Origin of the sequence: Pseudoflavonifractor sp. An44 (assembly GCF_002161675.1) — a bacterium.
Lineage (GTDB): Bacteria > Bacillota > Clostridia > Oscillospirales > Oscillospiraceae > Enterenecus > Enterenecus faecium.
The window spans coordinates 94888-114609 of record NZ_NFIH01000008.1 but is presented as its reverse complement, the minus strand read 5'-3'; the positions used below and the strand labels follow the sequence as shown (position 1 = coordinate 114609).

Annotated in this window: 15 protein-coding genes; 8 read left to right on the top strand and 7 right to left on the bottom strand. The window is 60.2% G+C overall.

Features of this window, described 5'->3' with window-relative positions; translation table 11 throughout:
- The 4 genes from B5F98_RS05565 to B5F98_RS05550 all read right to left on the bottom strand — a co-directional run.
- The coding region (locus B5F98_RS05565) for a LamG-like jellyroll fold domain-containing protein (RefSeq protein WP_087370219.1) at positions 1-3957 on the bottom strand (3957 nt) is incomplete at its 3' end.
- 990 nt (positions 3958-4947) lie between these two features.
- Positions 4948-6507, bottom strand: coding sequence for a ribonuclease Y (rny, locus tag B5F98_RS05560; protein ID WP_087370217.1), 1560 nt, complete (start codon positions 6505-6507; stop codon positions 4948-4950).
- A 563-nt stretch (positions 6508-7070) separates the two neighbouring features.
- A complete protein-coding gene (gene lepA, locus B5F98_RS05555; RefSeq protein ID WP_087232910.1) occupies positions 7071-8879 on the bottom strand; it encodes a translation elongation factor 4 in 1809 nt (602 codons plus the stop codon).
- A gap of 61 nt (positions 8880-8940) precedes the next feature.
- Positions 8941-9645, bottom strand: coding sequence for a helix-turn-helix transcriptional regulator (locus tag B5F98_RS05550; protein ID WP_206020599.1), 705 nt, complete (start codon positions 9643-9645; stop codon positions 8941-8943).
- Positions 9646-9963: 318 nt separating this feature from the next.
- Between B5F98_RS05550 and pta the strand changes: the two genes are divergently transcribed.
- Positions 9964-10938: a phosphate acetyltransferase gene (gene pta / locus B5F98_RS05545; RefSeq protein ID WP_087370215.1), complete on the top strand. Its 975-nt coding sequence runs from the start codon at positions 9964-9966 to the stop codon at positions 10936-10938.
- A 197-nt stretch (positions 10939-11135) separates the two neighbouring features.
- Here pta and B5F98_RS05540 read toward each other — a convergent pair whose 3' ends face one another.
- Positions 11136-12179, bottom strand: a complete 1044-nt coding sequence (locus tag B5F98_RS05540; RefSeq protein ID WP_087370213.1) for an aminotransferase class I/II-fold pyridoxal phosphate-dependent enzyme — start codon at positions 12177-12179, stop codon at positions 11136-11138.
- Positions 12180-12269: 90 nt separating this feature from the next.
- Positions 12270-12533 carry a 30S ribosomal protein S20 gene (rpsT, locus tag B5F98_RS05535; protein ID WP_087232901.1) on the bottom strand — a complete coding sequence of 88 codons (264 nt, stop codon included), beginning with the start codon at positions 12531-12533 and terminating at the stop codon, positions 12270-12272.
- Positions 12534-12718: 185 nt separating this feature from the next.
- On the opposite strand from rpsT, the gene gpr reads away from it, so the two are divergent.
- From gpr to B5F98_RS12705, 6 genes are all read left to right on the top strand, one after another.
- Entirely contained in the window at positions 12719-13573 is an 855-nt protein-coding gene (gene gpr, locus B5F98_RS05530) for a GPR endopeptidase (RefSeq protein ID WP_087370211.1), read from the top strand.
- A 123-nt stretch (positions 13574-13696) separates the two neighbouring features.
- Entirely contained in the window at positions 13697-14545 is an 849-nt protein-coding gene (locus tag B5F98_RS05525; protein ID WP_204871091.1) for a YihY/virulence factor BrkB family protein, read from the top strand.
- A gap of 59 nt (positions 14546-14604) precedes the next feature.
- A complete protein-coding gene (locus B5F98_RS05520) occupies positions 14605-15054 on the top strand; it encodes a hypothetical protein (RefSeq protein WP_087370209.1) in 450 nt (149 codons plus the stop codon).
- Positions 15055-15139: 85 nt separating this feature from the next.
- On the top strand, positions 15140-15679 hold the full coding sequence (locus B5F98_RS05515) for a DUF1836 domain-containing protein (RefSeq protein WP_087370207.1): 540 nt from the start codon (positions 15140-15142) through the stop codon (positions 15677-15679).
- 296 nt (positions 15680-15975) lie between these two features.
- Positions 15976-16848, top strand: coding sequence for a DegV family protein (locus B5F98_RS05510; protein WP_087370205.1), 873 nt, complete (start codon positions 15976-15978; stop codon positions 16846-16848).
- Positions 16849-16874: 26 nt separating this feature from the next.
- A complete protein-coding gene (locus B5F98_RS12705; RefSeq protein ID WP_143482741.1) occupies positions 16875-17069 on the top strand; it encodes a hypothetical protein in 195 nt (64 codons plus the stop codon).
- On the opposite strand, the gene B5F98_RS05505 is transcribed toward B5F98_RS12705, so the two are convergent.
- Positions 17046-18107, bottom strand: a complete 1062-nt coding sequence (locus tag B5F98_RS05505) for a GntR family transcriptional regulator (RefSeq protein WP_242954923.1) — start codon at positions 18105-18107, stop codon at positions 17046-17048. The genes B5F98_RS12705 and B5F98_RS05505 overlap by 24 nt on opposite strands.
- 558 nt (positions 18108-18665) lie before the next feature.
- On the opposite strand from B5F98_RS05505, the gene B5F98_RS05500 reads away from it, so the two are divergent.
- On the top strand, positions 18666-19715 hold the full coding sequence (locus B5F98_RS05500; RefSeq protein ID WP_087370203.1) for an ABC transporter substrate-binding protein: 1050 nt from the start codon (positions 18666-18668) through the stop codon (positions 19713-19715).
- Positions 19716-19722: the final 7 nt, after the last annotated feature.

Genomic DNA, 19722 nt, shown 5'->3' with positions numbered 1-19722 from the left:
ATCAGCCATGATTGCCTGAGCCCCCGTCAGAGCGTCCAACAGCTCCTGCCAGTGAGTCTCCACATACTTATCGGCATTCTCAACCATCTGGGTGGCACGGTTGACGAGTTCTTCCAGGATGGACTTGTCTGCCTTGAAGCGCTGGGCCAGGATGGCGTCCAGCAGGGCCTGGGCCACAGGCTGGATGTCCTCTTCCATGGCGTCGCCGTCAGCGGCCACGTCCTTGGCAGCAGCCAGAGCGTCCACCAGGGTCTGCCAGTTGTCCTGGACGTACTTGTCCTGGTCGGGGATCATGCTCTCAGCCGTGGCAATCAGCTGCTCCAGCATGGTCTTGTCGCCCTGGGTCAGACCCAGACCCCAGATGCCCTCCAGCAGGGCGTCCCAAGCGGCGTTCACCTCAGCCTGGGTGGGGTTCTCCTTGGCCAGCACGGCCTGGGCGCTCTCCAGAGCGGCCTCAAAGGCGGCCACGGCGGAGTCGGTGACGCCCTCGGTGGACAGGGTCAGGGCGTAGGCCACCGTCTTCTCCAGCAGGGTGGTGTCCACGTCGGCAGCCTGGTTCTCGTCCACGTTGACCCACACGGGGTTGGCGTAGAAGGACAGGTGGGAGTAGTTGTAGTCGTTGATGTAGTCAAAGCGGGCGGGGCGGTCGTTGGTCACGTCCCGCTCGTGGGTGACGGGGTCGCCGTTTTCGTCCACCTCAGAGCTGGACAGACCACGGACACGGAAGTACAGATCGTCGTCGGCCTGGGTGGTGAAGGTGAGGGTGTAGGTGCCGTCCTCACCCAGAGCGGCCTGGAGCTCCTCCCGGGTGAAGGTCTTGACGATGGAGGCGTCGGTGTTGGCGGTGCTGTTGTAATCGGCCTCATCCACCTTGCCGGTGACGTGGCCCATAATCAGGTCCACGTGGTCCAGGTCGGGGGTGTTGTCCACGTCAATACCAGTGTCGGTGCCGTAGAGAGTGGCGTAGTTGTTGTGCTCGGGCACCTGGAAGCGGATGGTGACGGTGACGGTCTCGTCGGGAGCCACGGTGAGGTCCTGGCCCATGCCAGCGGTGTTGGCGTCGTCGGAGACGGTGAAGGTCAGGTCAGAGATCAGCTCGCCGTTGACGGAGTAGCTGTTGCCCGAGCGCATGCCCTCCACCACGTCGGCAAAGTCAAACAGGCCGTCCTCGCCGGGCTCCACATAGGTCCAGTTGCGGGAGAACTCTCCGGCCCAGTAGCCGCTGGAGTAATTGCCGTTGGAGCTGATTTTGAAGTGGAAGTCGGAGTTGGCGAAGGTGTAGAAGCGGCGGCCCTCGGAGAGCATGGCGTCCCACACGCCGCCGGTGACCGAGATCATCTCGTCAGCGCCGGACCGGATGTCGTCCATGGGCAGCTCGCAGGAGGGGTCCATCTGGTTGCCGGGCATGCCCTCGAAGCCAAAGACCACGTTGGGGGCCAGGTCGTTCATGATGCGCAGGTTCTCAAGGGCCACCTCGCCCTGGTCCACCTGGTCGTCCCCATCGTTGTGGCGGGAGGGGTGATTGGGCAGGATGAAGCTGTCGGGGTAGTTCTCTTCCACCCACTCCACGGCGGCGTAGGTGTCGTTGACATCGTTTTTGTCGTTCTGACGGGGGCCGTAGACCTCCTCCTCGTCGCCGTAGAAGCGGTCGGCGGAGGTGTCGTAGCTGAACAGCCACTCAAATTCGTGGATGCCCTCCACAGGCACCAGGTTGGAGCCGGAGTCAATGAGGGCCACGGTGGCGTGGTCCAGGGCCATCATGTCCCACTCAAAGCCGGAGTAGATGATCTTGCCGTCGTACTTGCCCTGGATTTGCAGCTTCTCAATCTCCCGCTGCTGGGCGGCAATGGCGCTCCACCGGGCGGTGTCGTTGCTGGTGCCGTCGGGGTTGCGGGGGGAGTTGCGCAGGTGGTCGGCCAGCATGATGTAGTCGAAGGCCTGGCCGTAGGTGATGTTCTCCACCCGGGCGCCGGGCTCGTCCAGCAGGGTGTCCATATCTTCCCGGAAGGGCACGTTGAGGGTGTTCTCCACGGTCATATAGCTCTCGGAGGCGTCGTTGGACTGGTTGGTGTGGGTGTGGTACTCGCCGGTCATCCACTGGCCCTCGGTCTGGACTTCAGCGGGCTCGTTGGACATACCGGCAAAGCGGGTGTCAAAGTCGATGTCCAGCTCTCCCTCGTGGCCGGGGCCGGTGAGGAAGTTCACATCGAAGAAGGTCTTCTCGCTCTCAGGCAGAGAGGCGGCGTAGGGGGAGTAGACGGAGTAGTAGATCTTGTCGGCGCTCTCGTCAAACTCCAGATAGCGGAACCAGCCGTTGCCGCCGTTGTAGGAGAACTGCAGGTCGGTGAGAATGGAGATCACGTCCTGGCCAGCGTCATTCTGGAGCACCTCCACGCCGGAGCCGTGGCTGTGGCCGCCCACCATCATGAACACCTGGGGATACTTCTTGACGATGTTCCACAGCTTGGTGCCCTCGCTACTGAGCTTGATGGAGCTGGGCTGGGTGTCCGAGCAGTTCTGAATGTCGTGGCGGGTGACGATGGTGGGACAGTTGGGGTACTTCTGGAGCATCTCCTCCAGCCATTCCACCTCTCCGGTGGTGGGGTTCCAGCTGGTCTTGCCGCCCTCACAGGCCAGGGAGATGATCATGTAGGTGTAGCTGCCCGCCTCCACGAACATGGCGCCGCTCCAGGCCTTGGGGGTGAGGTAGGAGCTGGTGAGGGACATGTACTCCTTGCTGTCGGCGCCGAAGTAGTGCCAGTAGCTGGAGCCGTTGCCTGCCCAGTTGTCGTGGTTGCCGGGCTGGACCAGGAACTTCACTCCGGCCTCGGGCAGCTGGTAGAAGATGTCCTTGGCGTTGTTGTACTGGGTGGCATCGCCGGAGTCGTCCACCACGTCGCCCAGGTGGATGACGCCCTTGATGTTCAGCTCGTCCACGCTGTCAATGAGCTCGTCCACGGCGGTGTCCATCACGTCGGGGCGGTACTCCACGGTGTTCTGGGTGTCGGGAATGAGCACGAAGTTGTAGTTGTCCTCGTCCCGCAGCGCATAGGTCTCGTTGCTGCCGAACTCGCCCACATAGTCCTCGGGGTTGGGCACCAGCCACTGGCTCTTGTCCAGGGCGTCCCCGGTGATGCGCACCTGCTGGAGGTTGCCCTGGAGGAACTTGTCCAGGCCGTTCCACCAGCTGGAGCCGATGCGGAAGCGGCCGTCGGCGGGGTCGGCGTACATGCCCACCATGTCGTCGGACACGTAGTCCCGGAAGGCCTCACAGCCGTTGACATAGGTGGCAATCTCGTGGCCGTCGGAGACGATGGCGATGTGGTACCACACGCCGCCCTGGTCCATGGACACGGACCAGGCCGCCGAGGACATGGAGTGGTCGCCGTCGGCGTTGCCGGTGACGAACTGAATTTCCTTACAGTTGGACACCGAGGCGTACATGGTGCCCTGCTCCCCCTCGGGGTTGCCGCCGCCGGAGCCCTGGCGGCCGATGAGGCTCATCCAGCTGTCTGCGGCGGTCCAGTCCTCGGGGAACTGATAGATAAATTCCAAGGTATAGCCGTCCTGGAACTCCTCGCGGTTGATGGCGGCCCCGGTCTGGGTGATGAAGTCGGCGCCGTTTTTGCCGGTGCTGTCGCCGTCAAAGACCAGGCTGCCCCCGGCTCCGGTCATGGAGTCGGCGGAGAAGGACAGATAGTCCTCCCAGTTGCCCTGCCCGTAGGTCTCCATCACCAGGTTGTTGCCGTTGCCGCTCTGGTCCTCAATGACCAGGTTGCCTGCGGCGATGGAACCCTGGGTGTACTGTTGCTGGAACTTCCAGTCGGCCACCACGGGGATGTCGGACTGGGTGGAAGTCTGGGCGTGGACGGTGGGCATCAGGCCCAGCATCATGGTCCCGGCCAGCGCCGCAGCACCCCAGCGGCGAGCCAGGGCCTTGGGTTTGTGGAACGTCATTTGGTTTCCTCCCTCTTTGTTGTGCGGGGCGATGCAAGCCCCATCTCTCAGATTTCTTCAGACGCTCCCACAGTATAACGACATGTACGGGTGCCTTTCCATCAAAGTCCCATCAAGGGAATGTAAAATTTTCATATGTTGGGGGCAACAGCCCCCAACTTCTCCCGTATGTGCGGCGCAGCCTTGCTCCCCTGGAGAGGGGAGACGCGCTCCGCTGGGGTCCATTTTGAGTGGCCAAAATGGACGAAAAGCCACTTAGGGCGTTCCCCCCTAAGGACCTCCCTGGGGTACGAAGCTGGACCTGCGTCAAGTCTAAATTCGGCCCGTCACCCTTGCTGTGGCGCCTAGTTCTGCCACCACACCAGGCCACTCTGGGCAGCTGGCCCTATCGCCAGGCGATTTCCACCTCCGGGCCTACCTTGGAGAAGCGGCGTTCCCGCCGCCGGGAGTTTTGCCGCACTTCCTGTGGTGCTGTGGTAGGGGCCGTGGCTTGCCCGGCCCGTGGCTACCCTGGAATTGCCCTGGGGAATTCGGGAGGGGCAAGCCCCTCCCCTACGCCCAGCAACGCAAGAAATGCGCAATTTTTATGGGTTTTTTGTGCCAAGCCCTCCAAGAACTGCGCTGCCAAGCTTCCGACCGCTGGGAACAGCGGCTCACCAAGGTGAGGCCCTGGGAATAGAAGTACCAACATACAGAGGAGCAGGTACCACCCTCAGAATGTCTACGCCATCTATGTGACAGGAACCAGTCCAGGGCCGAAACAAGGAGGACGCAGGGACTCCCAGTACCGCGGGGTGGATTCCACAAGGCGGGGGAAGGCCCCGCCTTTGGCGATTCTTTCCCCGATTTCTCATCGGAGAGAAATCGGGCCCAGCGGAGCGTCCCCACCAGGCCGGAGGGCTGGAACGGAAAAAGGAGGAGGGCAATCTATCATAATAGGACACAAAAAAGCCGCCGCAGCGTATCGCTGCGGCGGCAAATGAGTCTCTATTATTTGGCGTACTCGATGGCTTTGGTCTCCCGAATCAGGTTGACCTTGATCTGGCCGGGGTACTCCAGCTCGTCCTCGATCTTCTTGGCGATCTCCCGGGCGAGAATGACCATGCGGTCCTCGGAGACTTCCTCGGGCTTGATCATCACCCGCACCTCGCGTCCGGCCTGGATGGCGTAAGCCTTGTCCACTCCGGGGAAGGAGGAGGACAGCTCTTCCAGCTTCTCCAGACGCTTGATGTAGTACTCCACATTCTCTTTCCGGGCGCCGGGACGGGCGGCGGAAATGGCGTCGGCCGCCTGCACCAGGCAGGCCACGATGGTCTTGGCCTCCACATCGCCGTGGTGGGCCTCGATGGCGTGGATGACGGCCTCGCTCTCCCGGTACTTCCGGGCCAGCTCCACGCCAATCTGCACGTGGGAGCCCTCCACCTCGTGGTCAATGGACTTGCCCAGGTCGTGGAGCAGTCCGGCCCGCTTGGCCTGGTTGACGTCGGCGCCGATCTCGGCGGCCAGCAGACCAGCCAGCAGAGCCACCTCGATGGAGTGGTTGAGCACGTTCTGGCCGTAGCTGGTGCGGTAGCGCTGGCGGCCCAGCAGCTTCACCAGCTCGGGGGACAGACCGTGGACGTTGGTCTCGAACACGGCGCGCTCGCCCTCGGCCTTGATGGTGGCGTCCACCTCGCGCTTGGCCTTCTCCACCATCTCCTCGATGCGAGTGGGGTGGATGCGGCCGTCCAGAATCAGCTTTTCCAGGGCCAGACGGGCAATTTCCCGGCGCACCGGGTCGAAGCAGGACACGGTGATGGCCTCGGGGGTGTCGTCGATGATGAGATCCACCCCGGTCATGGTCTCCAGGGTACGGATGTTGCGGCCCTCACGGCCGATGATGCGGCCCTTCATCTCGTCGTTGGGCAGGGGCACCACGGACACGGTGGCCTCGGCCACGTGGTCGGCGGCACAGCGCTGGATGGCCAGGGCGATCTGCTCCCGGGCGTAGGTGTCGGCCTCCTCCTTGAAGCGGGCCTGAATCTCCTTGATCTTCAGGGCCTCCTCGTGGGTGACCTCCTCCTCCAGCTGTTCCATGAGGTAGCGCTTGGCCTCCTCGCACGTCAGGCCGGAGATCTGCTCCAGCAGCTGGGTCTGACGCTCCTTGATGGTGTCCAGTTCCGCACGGTCCTGGTCCAGCTCGGCGCTGCGAGCGGCCAGCACGTCCTCCTTGCGCTCCAGGTTCTCCATCTTGCGGTCCAGGTTCTCTTCCTTCTGGTTCAGGCGCTTCTCCTGGTGCTGGAGCTCACTGCGGCGGTCCTTGACTTCTTTCTCAAACTCGTTGCGGGCCTTGAGGATTTCCTCTTTGGCCTCCACGGTGGCCTCACGCTTCTTGCTCTCTGCGCTCTTGATGGCCTCGTTGATGACACGACGGGCCTCCTCCTCCGCAGAGCCGATCTCACGCTCGGCCACGGCCTTGCGCCGGTTATAGCCCACAGCGATGCCAACGCCTCCGCCAATGACCAGAGCCACCAGCACCGCAATCACAACAACAACAATGTTTACGTTCATGAATGTTCCCACACCTCCTTGTTTTTAGATTTTTTACAACAAAAAGCCAAAATAAGACGCGATGCACCCACAGGGCACACCGCGATAATCGAAAAACCGCCCACCCAATTTGGGCGCAGTATTTGAGTGTCATATAGCTTGCCAACGTACATATATGAAAGCACCCGAATCCAACAGGGTGCAGCAATTCCTCAAACAGGCGATGTCTCGCCCGGTTTTCCAAAATTATCTCCTGCTATTGTAAATGGAACTGTGCAATCTGTCAAGAGGAATTCTGCCCCTTTGTCTCCCGCAGAGAGACAAAGGGGCAATGAAAAATGATTAATGAAAAGTGAAGAATGCAGGCCCTCAAGCCTCTGCTTCGAATGATAATCTGTGCCGCTATGCGGCACACCATAATTATTCATGATTCGCTATTCATTCTTCATTTGCACAATGTGCGCAGTTTTTACTCCTCGTCCAACTTGAGTACCGCCACTGTAGCGTGAAGAATCTGTGCCAGTGGCACAGATTTAGCGGAAGCTCCGGCGGCTATGCCGCCGGAGGGGAACCATCGTGGACCCTTATTCCTCGTCCAACTTGAGTACTGCCATAAACGCCTCGGAGGGCATCTGCACCGTACCCAAACTCCGCATTTTCTTTTTGCCTTCCTTCTGCTTCTCCAGCAGCTTCTTCTTTCGGGTGATGTCGCCGCCGTAGCACTTGGCCAGCACGTCCTTACGCAGGGCCTTGATGGTCTCACGGGCGATGACCTTGCCGCCGATGGCGGCCTGGATGGGAATCTCGAACATCTGGCGGGGGATGTTCTCCTTGAGCTTCTCGCAGATCCGACGGGCCCGCTTATAGGCCTTGTCCCGGTGGGCAATGAAGGACAGGGCGTCCACCTGGTCGCCGTTGAGGAGCAGGTCCACCTTCACTAGGTCGGAGGGCCGGTAGTCGGCCAGCTCGTAGTCCAGGGAGGCGTAGCCCTTGGTGCGGGCCTTCAGGGTGTCGAAGAAGTCGTAGATGATCTCGTTGAGGGGCATCAGGTAGTGGATTTCCACCAGGTTGGTGTCCAAATACTGCATGTCCTTGTACTCGCCCCGGCGATCCTGGCACAGGGGCATGATGTTGCCCACATAGTCGGGGGGCGCAATGATGGACACGTTGACGTAGGGCTCCCGGGCCTCGGCGATGGTGCCGGGGTTGGGGTAGTTGTGGGGGTTGTCCACCCGCACCACGGTGCCGTCGGTCTTGGTGACCTCGTAGATGACGGAGGGCAGGGTGGTGATGAGGTCCAAATCAAACTCCCGCTCCAGACGCTCCTGGATGATCTCCATGTGGAGCATGCCCAAGAAGCCGCAGCGGAAGCCAAAGCCCAGAGCGATGGAGGACTCCGGCTCAAAGGACAGGGAGGCGTCGTTGAGCTGCAACTTGTCCAGGGCGTCCCGGAGGTCGGGGTACTTGGAGCCGTCCTCGGTGTACACACCGCAGTACACCATGGGCTGCACCGGGCGGTAGCCGGGCAGAGCCTCGGCGGTGGGGTTGGTGGCCTCAGTGATGGTGTCGCCCACCCGGGTGTCCTTCACGTTCTTGATGGAGGCGGTGAAGTAGCCGACCTCTCCGGCGGACAGCTCCTTGGCGGCCTCCATTCCCAGGGGGCGCAGGTAGCCGCACTCCAGCACGGTGTGCTCCACTCCGGAGGCCATCAGCCGCACCTTCATCCCCGGGCGGATGGTGCCCTCCATGACACGGAAGTACACGATGACGCCCAGATAGGGGTCATACTGGCTGTCGAAGATGAGGGCCTTCAGCGGGGCCTTGGGGTCGCCGGTGGGGGCGGGGACGTTGTGGACAATGTCCTCCAGCACGGAGCGGATGTTCAGGCCCATCTTGGCGGAGATTTCGGGGGCGTCCATGGCGGGCAGGCCGATGATGTCCTCGATCTCCTGCTTGACCCGGTGGGGGTCGGCGGCGGGCAGGTCGATTTTATTGAGCACCGGGCGAATCTCCAGGTCGTGGTCCAGGGCCAGATAGGTGTTGGCCAGGGTCTGGGCCTCCACGCCCTGGGCGGCGTCCACCACCAGCACCGCACCCTCACAGGCGGCCAGAGAGCGGGAGACCTCGTAGTTGAAGTCCACGTGGCCCGGGGTGTCAATGAGGTTGAGGCAGTAGGTCTCCCCGTTGTCGGCGGTGTAGTCCATGCGCACGGCACGGGCCTTGATGGTGATGCCGCGCTCCCGCTCCAGGTCCATGTTGTCCAGCAGCTGGGACTCCATCTGCCGCTGCTCCACCGCGCCGCAGATCTCAATCATGCGGTCCGACAGGGTGGATTTGCCGTGGTCAATGTGGGCGATGATGGAAAAATTGCGAATGTGATCTTGTTTGGTCATATTGGTATCGCTCCTCCCTGGGATGACAGGCCGCCCCCGTGGGCGGTGCTGACAAAACGAATTATTTTACCCGATCTCGGTGGCTCTTCATGTCGCCGTTGAGCCGTTCGCCACAGGCGTGGATGATTTGCAGCAGGGACTGATAGGTGCCCGGATAGTTGTCCATCATCTGGTCGTGGGACATGTCGGGGAATTTGTGCTTGCCCTTGCTCTGGGTCAGGGCCTCCAGGTAATCCGCCTCGTTGAGAATGAGGTCCACCCGGGGCAGACCGGCCATGAACTGCTCCTTGGGCACCGAGAACAGGCTGTCTCCGCTGTCTGAGCCGGTGCGGCGCAGGTGGCGGAAGAGGATATACACCGAGGTGGACAAAAAGTTGGTGGCCGCCCGAATGGCCTTTTTGTTGTCCAGCTTGCCCAGCAGGTCAAAGAGCACCCCCACCGAGTTTACCACCAGCTTTTTGGACAGGGTGGCCATCACCGAGCCCTTGAGCAGGTTGTCGGGTTGGGCGGAGGCGTCAAAGAGGGTATCCACGTCCAGAATGGTGGTGCCGTCCCGGCTCAAGGTACGGCCCAGTAAAAAGTCGGCGGACACATTGTAAAAATCGCAGGCCCGCACCACAAAGGCCAGTCCCGGCTCCCGTACCCCGTTTTCGTAGTGGGACAGCAGGGCCTGGGAGATGCCCAGCGCTCCGGCGGCCTGCCGCTGGGAGATTCCCTTTTCCTGCCGTAACAGGGACAAAGAACGTGCAAAATCAGCATGGATCATGTTATACCCTCTCTTTTCGTTCTCCAATCGCATTATTTATAGTATACCCAAGTGATTACAAGATGTAAATAAGGTGTTCCCACGGAAGGAGGAAAATTGCACAGAGTATTTTTGTACTTTTCCACCATATGGATGGTAGGGCGACAAATTTCATTGTTTGAGATTTTTTTAACAAAGATTGTCAGAATATCCGGGCAAAACTCTGCAAATGCTTTACATTTCTCTTTCCAGACCCTTGCAATCTGGCTGGGATGGTGCTACATTAATAGGCGATATGACTCGGAACACAATTTGTATTGTATGGAGGGAACCCAACTCATGTTTGGTCAATTGATTGAAAAACTGAAAGCCAGCCCCAAGACCATCGTCTTCACCGAGGGCACCGACGCCCGTATTCTGGAGGCCTCTGCCCGTCTGCTGTCCTCCACCTTCCTCAAGCCCATTCTGATTGGCAACGAGCAGGAGGTGCAGGTTGCCGCGGAAAAGACCGGCTTCAACATCAACGGCGCTATCATCATGGACCCCACCAAGTACGACAAGATGGAGGAAATGGTGGCTGCCATGGTGGAGCTGCGCAAGGGTAAGATGACCCCCGAGCAGTGCCGGGAGCTGCTGCTCCAGGGCAACTACTTCGGCACCATGCTGGTGAAGATGGGCGTGGCCGACTGCCTGCTGGGCGGCGCCACCTACTCCACCGCCGACACCGTGCGCCCCGCCCTTCAGCTGATTAAGACCAAGCCCGGCAACAAGATCGTGTCCTCCTGCTTTATCATGGTGCGGGCTGCCGCCATCGGCTCCAACGAGGTGCTGGCCATGGGCGACTGCGCCATCAACATCGACCCCAGCGAGGACGATCTGGTGGAGATTGCCCAGGAGTGCGCCCACTGCGCCCGGGTGTTTGGCATCGACCCCAAGGTGGCTCTGCTGAGCTACTCCACCAAGGGCTCCGGCAAGGGCCCCGACGTGGACAAGATGCGCAACGCCACCGAGAAGCTGCTGGCCACCAACCCCGACTTCGCCGTGGACGGCGAGCTGCAGTTTGACGCCGCCGTGTCCCCCGCCGTGGGCGGCCTGAAGTGCCCCGACTCCCCCGTGGCTGGCCACGCCAACACCTTCATCTTCCCCAACATCTCCGCCGGCAACATCGGCTACAAGATGGTGCAGCGCCTTGGGAAGTTTGACGCCTACGGCCCCATCCTGCTGGGCCTGAACGCCCCCATCAACGACCTGTCCCGTGGCTGCAACGCCATGGAGGTCTATTCCATGGCCATCATCACCGCCGCTCTGGCCTAACCCAGATACAAAAAATCCCCCTCGGTTTACACCGGGGGGATTTTTTGTATCTGGGTTAATGAAAAACGAATAATGAAGAATGAAAAATGCTGGCCCTCAAGTCTTCATTTCTCATGAAATCCGTGCCGCTGTAAGCGGCACACCATAACTATTCATTATTCACTTTTCACTGTTCATTTGAAGGCGGGGTTGTGGCTTTATGGATGCTGTGACAACCCTTTCAAATCCGCTGCCAGCTGCTCCGCCTGCTCCGGTGTGGTGCACCAGCTGGTGCAAAAGCGCACGGCGGTGTGGTCTGCGTCCACCTTCTCCCAGAAGGACCAGACGTGGCGGTCTGCCAGCTTGGCCAGATGGGCATCGGGCAGAACGGGGAAAAGCTGATTGGTGGGGGAGTCGTAGCGCATTGGGTAGCCCTTGGCCTGGAAGGCCTGGGACAGCTTGCGGGCCTGTTCCACGCCGTTTTCTCCCAGGCGGAAGTAGAGGCCGTCCTCCAGCAGGGTCTCAAACTGGACCCCCAGCAGGCGGCCCTTGGCCAGCATCCCGCCCCGCTGCTTGATGAGGTAGCGGAAGTCCCGGGCCAGGGCGGGGTTGGAGATCACCACCGCCTCCCCGAACAGGGCCCCCACCTTGGTGCCGCCCAGGTAGAACACGTCGCACAGCTCATAGAGCAGGGGGAGGGTGACGCTCTTCTCGGCGGCCAGGCCGTAGGCCAGCCGGGCCCCGTCCACAAAGAGGGGGAGGCCAAATTCCCGGCACACCTGGGAGATGGCGGTGAGCTCCTGGGCGGTGTACACGGTGCCCTGCTCGGTGGGGTGGGAGAGGTACACCATACCCGGCTGCACCACATGCTCGTGGGTGGCATCCTGCCAGTGGGCCTCCACCGCTGCCCGCACCTGCTGGGCGGTGATTTTCCCGTCCTCCGAGGGGAGCGGGAGCACCTTGTGGCCGGTGGACTCAATGGCTCCGGTCTCGTGGCAGTTGATGTGGCCGGTGTGGGCGCACAGCACCCCCTGGTGGGGCCGCAGAGCGGCGGCGATGACGGTGGTGTTGGTCTGGGTGCCCCCCACCAAAAACTCCACCGTAGCCTCCGGGGCCTGGCACAAGTCCCGGATGAGCCCCCGGGCCCGGTCACAGTGCGCGTCCACCCCGTAGCCGGGGGTCTGCTCCATGTTGGTGCGTGTTAAGGCATCCAGAAGGGCGGGGTGGCACCCCTCGGCGTAGTCACATTCCCATCGAATCACGGTTCATGTCCCCTTTCAGATAGAAGAAAAGCCGCCTGGTTTCCCAGACGGCTTTTTGTGCTTTGGTTTCAGCGATCAGACGCCACTTGCTCAGGCCAGCTTGTTGAGCTTCACAGTCATGGCGCTCTTTTTGTGAGCGGCATTGTTCTTGTGCAGCAGACCCTTGGCAGCAGCCTGATCCACGGCCTTAACGGCCACCTTATAAGCGGCATCGGCCTCGCTGCGGTTGCCTTCGGCCACCGCGGCCTCAAACTTCTTCAGGTCGGTCTTCAGCGCGGACTTCTGAGCCTTGTTCTGAGCCGCCTTGGTAGCATTCACCAGAACACGCTTTTTGGCAGACTTGATATTGGGCAAACCAAACACCTCCTCCGATGTGATTTTATGTTTTTGCGCAGTTTCCCGTCGCAGATATGTATTCTAGCATGAAACTCCGAAAAAAGCAACACTTAATTTACTATTTGTATAAAATTTTTTTCCAGGGCAAAAAATAGGGAGACATTTTCCCATTTTGCACAACATGTAGTGGAAGGAGAGAGGGTATGACAGGCATTCGCACGGATTTGGCCCAGGAGGCCCACCAGCTCCACCGGGATGTGGAGGGGGTGGAGTGCCGGGACGAGACCTGCCATGGGTACGAGGCCCACGTGGTGCAGGTGCGCACCCATGAGGCCGCCCAGGTGCTGGGCAAGCCGATAGGCACCTATGTGACGGTGGAGCTGGACGGGCTTTTGCGCCGGGAAGAGGCGGGGTTTTCCCGGGCGGTGGAGGCCGTGGCCGGGCTTTTGGCCCCCATGCTTCCAACGAAGGGGCTGGCCCTGGTGGTGGGGCTGGGCAATCGGGCCATGACCCCGGACCTGGTGGGGCCAAGGGCGGTGGATTTCACCCTGGTGACCCGGCACCTGGTGGAGGCCCTGCCCCAGTTTTCCCACCTGCGAGCGGTGGCGGCCCTGGCCGCCGGGGTGCTGGGCACCACGGGGGTGGAGAGCGGCGTGCTGGTCCAGGCGGTGGTGGACAAGCTCCACCCCAGCTGTGTCATCGCCGTGGACGCCCTGGCCTCCCGGTCGGTGGAGCGGCTGTGCCGCACGGTGCAGCTGTCCGATGTGGGCATCGTCCCCGGCTCCGGGGTGGGAAATCACCGCTACGCCCTCAGCCGGGACACCTTGGGGGTGCCGGTGCTGAGTCTGGGGGTGCCCACGGTGGTGGACGGGGCCACCCTCATCCAGGACCTGCTGGGAGAGCGTGCCCCAGAGGAGGCGCCGGGGCGAGAACTGTTTGTCACCCCTCGGGAGGCGGACAGCCGGGTGGCGGATTTGTCCCGGGTGCTGGGGTATGCGGTGAGTTTGGCTTTGAATCCGTCTCTGAGCGTGGAGGAATTGAATATGCTCATTGAGTAATGAAGCAGATCGGGAGGCGTTTGGTTTGGCAGAGATTGGGGGACAAAATTCCCGTTGTCCTGCCTTTTCATCTTGTGTTATACTGAGAAGTAGTTTTTTCGGTACAAAAGGAGGTGACTTGCCGTGAAACGCCTGTGGGAGAATGCTCGGCAGGTTCCGCCCGTGGGATTGGTAGCAGACGTGGTGGAGCTGTATTTTGTCCACCGGGTCAGCCGCTCCGCCGCCGAACTGGCCTATTTTCTGCTCCTGACCTTTTTCCCCATTCTCATCTGCGTCTCTGCCTTCGTCTCCAAGCTCAACCTGGAGATGTCCGCGCTGCTGGAGGAGGCCAGCTACGTGCTGCCCCAGGAGGTTTTGGCCATTTTCCAGGACTATTTGCACTATCTGGACACCCACCAGTCCGACGCCATGCTGGTGGCGGGCGTGTTTATGTCCGCCCTGTTTGCCTCCGCTGCCGTGCGGGGATTGATGAACATCATGCACGAAATTTACGGCAGAGCCACCTTCCAGGGTATTTTCCAGCTCATTGCCAGTCTCATCTTTTCCGTGCTGCTGCTCATTACCATCTACCTGTCCATCACCGTGGTGGTCACCGGAAACTGGTTTTTCCGCATGGTGGGACAGCTGCTGAAACTGGAGGACCTGGTGGCCAAGGTGGACACCTGGCAGTGGTCCAAGTATCTGATGCTCATTGCACTGGTGTTTTTGTTTATCCTGCTGCTGTACCGGTTTTCTGCCCCATTGGGCCACCCCCGGCCCCCGGTGATTCCCGGTGCGTTGGTGGCGGCGGTGGCGCTGACCGTGGCCTCCATGATTTTCTCCGCCTTTATGGAACACTCCACCCGGTACTCCCTGGTGTACGGGTCTTTGACTTCGGTGATCATCCTGTTGGTGTGGCTGTACCTGTGCGGCAACATCCTCATTGTGGGCAGCCTCATCAACTACGTCATTCACCAGAGAAAACACGGATAAGGGTATAATTTTCCCCCAAACAGCCATTCTAAGGGCAGATCATCCGGGAGGTGGCGGACATGTGGCAAGTGGGCGTGTGGGAGCCGGAGGAGCCGGTGAGCCCCCTGCTGGTGGAGCTGGCAGAGGGGGCGGGCTGCCTCATTCGGGCCTGCTGCGCCCCCCATCCCACCTGGAATACCCCCTTGGACCTGCTGGTGGTGGCCCCCCACGGGCCCCGGGCGGTGTGTCTGCCCCGATGCCGGGCCGCCCTGGTGCCCGGGGACGTGGCCCCGCCCCAGTGCTCCGCCCCGCCTCCCATCTGGGTCAGCTACGGCTGTGCCAGCCGCAACACCCTCACCCTGTCCAGCCTCACCGCCCACTCCGCCGCCGTGGCGGTGCAGCGGGAATTTCCACACCTGGGGGGCGGCATTGTGGAACGTCAGGAGCTGGTGCTCCCCTATTCCGGCCCCGCCCCGCTGCCCTTTTTGGCCCAGGTGGGGACGGCGCTGCTGCTGGGTCTGCTGCCCTGAGAGGGGGAGCATTTTTTCTTCCGGGCTTTACGTCTCCAAAATCATATGATATAATTTTCGGCATAAGATTGGAGCTGATACTGCCATGGAAGAACTGGTAGAATTAAAAGAAAATATCACATCCCAACGGCCGGACAGCTGGGACCGCCTGCCGGACATTCCCCTCTATATGGACCAGGTGGTGTCCTACCTCACCCGTCAGATGGTGTGTTTTGAGGAGGGGGACGGTCTGACCTCCGCCATGATCAACAACTACATCAAGGACGGTCTGCTGGCCCGGGCCAACGGCAAAAAGTACGGCAAGGAGCACCTGGCCTATCTCACCGCCATCAGCGACCTCAAGCAGGTGCTCAGCGTGCGGGAGATGCGCACCCTGGTGGCCATTGGAAAGAATGTGGGCACCAGCCAGGAGCAGTATGACTATTTTTGCCGGGTGCTGGACCAGGCTCTGGACCAGGCCGCCGGACAGCTCAACGAAGAGGCGGAGGAGGAGAAGCTGCCCGGTATGGTGCTCACCTACGCCTTGCAGAGTTACGCCCACGGGCTGGTGTGTCGGCGATTGCTGGAGATCATGGCCCAGAAGTCGGGGTGTTCCGACCTGTTGAAGGGCGGGAAAAAGAAGTAACACACCAGACGGTCAAGAAAACCTCATGTCAATGTAAGAGGGACAGACTATCTTGCATCGTCAAAAAGCCCTCGGCAGAGTTTTCCCATCCGCAGATGGGAAAATAAATGGAAATAACGTTTTTTTCGGGGACATGCGCATCGAAAAAAACACTTCTCAGTCCGCCAGTGTGGCCTTGGGTCGCCCTTTGGCCCAAGGCTGCATGCAGCGGGCTGCAACTCCTCGAAAAAATGCTGGCATTTTTGAGAAGCGTGTCGAACAGGTTCGACACGCACACATGAAGGAGGAATGATCCCATGTCAAACTACGTCATTGTCACCGATTCGTCCTGCGACCTGCCCGCCCACCTGGTGGAGGAGCTGGAATTACATACCGTGCCTCTGGCCTTCCTCTTTGGGGAGAAGACCTACTACAACTACCCCGACAACCGGGAGATGAGCCCCAAGGCCTTCTATGACCGCCTGCGTGCGGGGGAGATGGCCACCACCAACGCCATCAACGTGGGACAGGTGACGGATTTCCTCACCCCCTTCCTGGAGGAGGGCAAGGACATCCTGATTTTGAGCTTCTCCTCCGGCCTGTCTACCTCCTTTAACTCCTACACCATCTCCGCCCAGGACCTGGCCGAGCAGTACCCGGACCGCACCATCCGGGTCATCGATACCCTGTGCGCCTCCCTGGGCCAGGGTATGCTGGTGTACCAGGCGGCCCAGCTGCGCCAGGCAGGGAAGAGCCTGGACGAGGTGGCCCAGTGGGTGGAGGACAACAAGCTGCGCCAGTGCCACTGGTTTACCGTGGACGACCTGTTCTTCCTCAAGCGGGGCGGGCGGGTATCTGCCGCCACCGCCGTGGTGGGCACCATGCTGCAAATCAAGCCGGTGCTCCACGTGGACAACGAGGGCCACCTCATCAGCGTGGCCAAGGCCCGGGGGCGCAAGGCGTCCCTGCAGGCCCTGGTGGACAAGGTGGGCCAGCTGGGGGAGGACGTGGCCAATCAGACCATGTTCATCAGCCACAGCGACTGTGAGGCGGACGCCCAGTTTGTGGCCGACCAGATCAAGCAGAAGTATGGCACCAAGGAGATCATCCTCAACGATATCGGGCCCGTCATCGGCGCCCACACCGGCCCCGGCTGCGTGGCGCTGTTCTTCATGGGCAAGCACCGGTAAGGGCAATGAAGAATGAATAGTGAAAAATGAAGAATGAAGGAGTGCCGCTTGGGCGGCACGACTCAAAAGAAAAACCGGCGCATCTGCGCCGGTTTTTTGCTTTGAAATCGGTGCTGCTCAAAGCAGCACACCATACTTCTTCACTATTCACTATTACTTATTCACTAGCAGCTAAACGGCTGCTTTTTGGCAGCCGTTTAGCTGCTCTGCCGCTCCACTAGCTCCCAGGGCGCCACCATGGACTCCCCCTTCTTGCCGTGGAACAAATCCACCAGCAGCTGGGCGGCCATCTGGCCCACGTTGTAGGTGCCGTGGGACAGGGAGGTGATGGGCACGGGGGCCAGCTGGCTGTAGGCGCTGTTGTCGAAGCTCACCACAGCCACGTCCTGGGGCACCCGTTTGCCCCGCTGGACCAGGATGCTCACCAGGCGGGAGGCCACCTCGTCGTTGTAGCACACTGCCGCCGTGCACCCCTCCAGGGTCTTGAGCACCTGCTCCCAGGGCTCGTCCTCTTGCAGCAGGTCGGTCTTGGTCTCGGTGTTGTACCAGAACACGTGCTGCTGGTCCAGGGGCAGCCCCAGGTCCCGCAGCCCTTCCAGGTAGCCGGAATACCGCTGCAAGCCCTGGATGTCGTCGTTTTTGAACAGGCCCATAATGGCCCGGTGTCCCTTATTATAGAGGTACTCCACCAGCATGCGCCCGCCCCGGTAGTTGTCGTCCAGCACCGACAGGCAGTCGGGCATCTCCCGGTAGTAGCCGTGGAGGAACACCATGGGAATGCCCCGGGCCGTAATCTCCTGGTACAAATCCAGGTTGGGGTTGGGCAGACCCGTCTTGATGCCCTCCACCAGAATGCCGTCGGGCACGTGCTCGTCCAACAGGGAGGTGAGGATCTTCCGCTCGTTGGCCACCAGGTTCTGGGTGGCGTACAGGGTGAGGGCGCAGTTGTTGGCGGCCAGCACCGTCTCAATCTCCCGCAGAATGCTGGGGAAGATATAATTACTAATGTAAGTGGTGATAACGGCCACCGTGCGGCGGCCACCCTTGTCCCGCTTGGCCAGATGGGAGCCGCTGCCCTGACGGCGCTCAATGAGTCCCTCGGAGGCCAGCAGGCTCAGTGCCTGCCGCACGGTCTGGCGGCTGACCTGGAACTGGCCGCACAGAGCCTGCTCGGTGGGCAGAAGCATGGTTTCATCGTATTGTCCAGACTGGATTTCCCGGCGCAGGGTGTCTGCGACCGTTTGATATTTGGGGCGCACAATGTCCCCCCCCTCTCTCGTAGTTCTCTGGGATTGGTCCGTTGGATTTGTGATCGAAAGTATACCATATTTGTACGTACGGTGCAACACATGTTCGGGATATTTGTTTTAAATTTTGCGAAATGGTATGTACCTTTTCAAAACAAGTCTCGGCAATATTCCAATACCACCAGTCAAATTCAGAAAATAAAAGCCCAGAATCCGGCAAAAGAATTCGCGGCTCGATGGATTTTGAAAAAATCCACCGGGGTGTTTTGGTGGGATTTGTGCACAATGCCCGTTTTCTGGAAGAGCGCTTTTTGCGTATATTGATTAAATATTCCAGGCGTTTCGGAAAAACTGGAACCGATTGGGAGTCTTTCTCGTGGTTATCACCAATTTTTCAGAATGTTTTCACAAATTTGTATTGTTGTAAACCTAGAAATGAATAGTTGTTCGTACATTTACTTGACATTTGAAATTTTGTTGGTATACTGAAATCACAGAGCACCGAACGGCAGCGGAACAAAACATCTGCCCCGGTGGAACAAGCGAAATATTGGAACGGAGGTCACTACAATGAAGAAGAAATTACTTGCACTGTCCTTGTCCCTGGCCATGGCGTTCTCCCTGGCCGCTTGCGGCGGAAACGGCGGCAACACCGACACTCCCGCTGGCGACGGCCCTGACGATGGGCCGATTCAGGTGGGCTTCGCTCAGGTGGGACATGAGTCCGACTGGCGCACCGCTTCCACCAAGTCCGCTCAGGACGTGTTCTCCGAGGAGAACGGCTACGAGCTGTCCTTTGTGGACTGCGACAACGACTCCGCTGTTCAGCTGGATGCTGTGCGTAACTTTATCCAGCAGGGCATGGACTACATCATCATTGACCCCATCGTGGATACCGGCTGGGACGCAGTGCTCACCGAGTGTGAGGACGCTGGCATTCCCGTCATCATCATCGACCGTACCATCACCGACTCCGACAAGTACACCGCCTGGGTTGGCTCTGACTTCAAGGTTGAGGGCCTGGCCTGCGGCGAGTGGCTGAAGGCATTCGCTGCCGATAAGGGGATTGAGGAGATCAATGCCCTGGTGATCGAGGGCTCCACCGGTGCTTCCGCCACCATCGGCCGTACCGATGGCTTCAAGGAGATCGCCGACCGTGAGGGCTGGACCATTCTGGATTCTCAGAGCGGTGACTTCACCGAGGCTGGCGGCCAGGAGGTCATGGAGTCCTACTGCCAGAGCTACAAGGGCCAGTTCAACGTGGTTATCTGCCAGAACGATAACGAGGCTGCCGGTGCCATGACCGCCATGGATGCCGCTGGCGTCAGCTACGGCGTGGACGGCGATGTGATTCTGGTTTCCTTCGATGCCAACAAGCCCTATGTCCAGCTGGTTATGGAAGGCAAGATCAACGCCAACTTCGAGTGCAACCCCATGGCCGCACCCATGGTGGATGAGATCATCAAGCAGCTGGAGAACGACGAGACTCCTGAGAAGGAAGTGTACGTCACCGAGTCTTGGTTCGCCGCTGAGGACAACGTCAAGACCATCACCGTCAACGGTGAGGAGCAGGAGATGGTCCACGTGACCCAGGAAGTCTTGGACGCTCGTCCCTACTAAGGATTTT